Source organism: Methylobacterium sp. WL103, assembly GCF_008039885.1.
Taxonomy (GTDB): Bacteria; Pseudomonadota; Alphaproteobacteria; order Rhizobiales; family Beijerinckiaceae; genus Methylobacterium; species Methylobacterium cerastii.
This window is the reverse complement of record NZ_VRUX01000985.1, coordinates 1-1,009: the sequence shown is the minus strand read 5'-3', so window position 1 is coordinate 1,009 and position 1,009 is coordinate 1. Positions and strand designations below refer to the sequence as shown.

The 1,009-nt window shown below is 68.3% G+C and carries 1 protein-coding gene; it reads right to left on the bottom strand.

Annotated features, from left to right (window positions below):
* A partial coding sequence (locus FV222_RS27225; protein ID WP_147816246.1) for a putrescine ABC transporter permease PotH occupies positions 1 to 656 on the bottom strand: 656 nt, incomplete at its 3' end.
* Between the last annotated feature and the right edge of the window lie 353 nt (positions 657 to 1,009).

Below are 1,009 nucleotides of genomic sequence, written 5' to 3'. Positions count from 1 at the left end.
ACGGTCCGGAACACCCGGGCCGGCGAGGCGCCGAGGTCGGCCGCCGCCTCGCGCAGAGCCGGATCGAGGCGGCTCAGCACGGCGTAGAGCGGCAGCACCATGAACGGCAGGTAGGCGTAGACGAGGCCGATGAGCACTGCGACGGGGGTATTCAGGATTTCTAGCGGCTGTCCGATCAGCCCCAGGCGCATCAGCCCGAGGTTGAGCAGGCCTTCCGGCTTCAGGATCGCGATCCAGGCGTAGACCCGGATCAGGAAGCTCGTCCAGAACGGCACCACGACGAGGGCGACGAGCAGCGGCTGACGCCCCGCCGGGCTCCGGGCGATGGCGTAGGCGAGCGGGGTGGCGATGCCCGCCAGGATGATCGTCGCCGCCAGCGCGTAGGCCACCGAGGCCAGGGCCGCGTCGCGATAGAGCGCGTCGGTGGCAAGCGTGACGTAGTTCTCGACGTTCAAGGCCTGGAGGAAGTCCGACCAATCCCCCGCCCCGCCCCGCCAGTCGAGCACCGGCAGGTATGGCGGCATCGCGGTGGCCGGCTCCGACAGGCTGATCTTCAAGGTGATGACGAACGGCACCAGGAAGAACGCGCCGAGCCAGAGCCAGACCGGCAGGCGAAGCAGGGCCTGTAGGCTTCGCGCGCGCGACAGGGGGATCATTTCGAGAACCTCACCCGAACCACAATCTCCGGGGCGACGACGTTCATACATTGCACATGCGAAGCCGCCACGCGTTCCCTCCCCACGCAAAGAAGGGAGGAAGAGGCGCGTCGTGGTCGCGACACACCAAAACCACCCCACGCGAACAAAAGTCCGCCGGCGGCATGGCCCGAACATCACGAAACAGGAGACGCGGGACGCCGCGGAACCCTGTGATGATGCGCGATTAGCCGGTTCCCCGGCGTCCCGCGGTGCCGGGCCCGGAACGCGGGCGTCGGCGCCGATTTGGCGTCGCGGCTGGTTCGATCGTAGCCACACAACGCGGGGCAGGAGGCCAAAGCCTCGAACGCCTG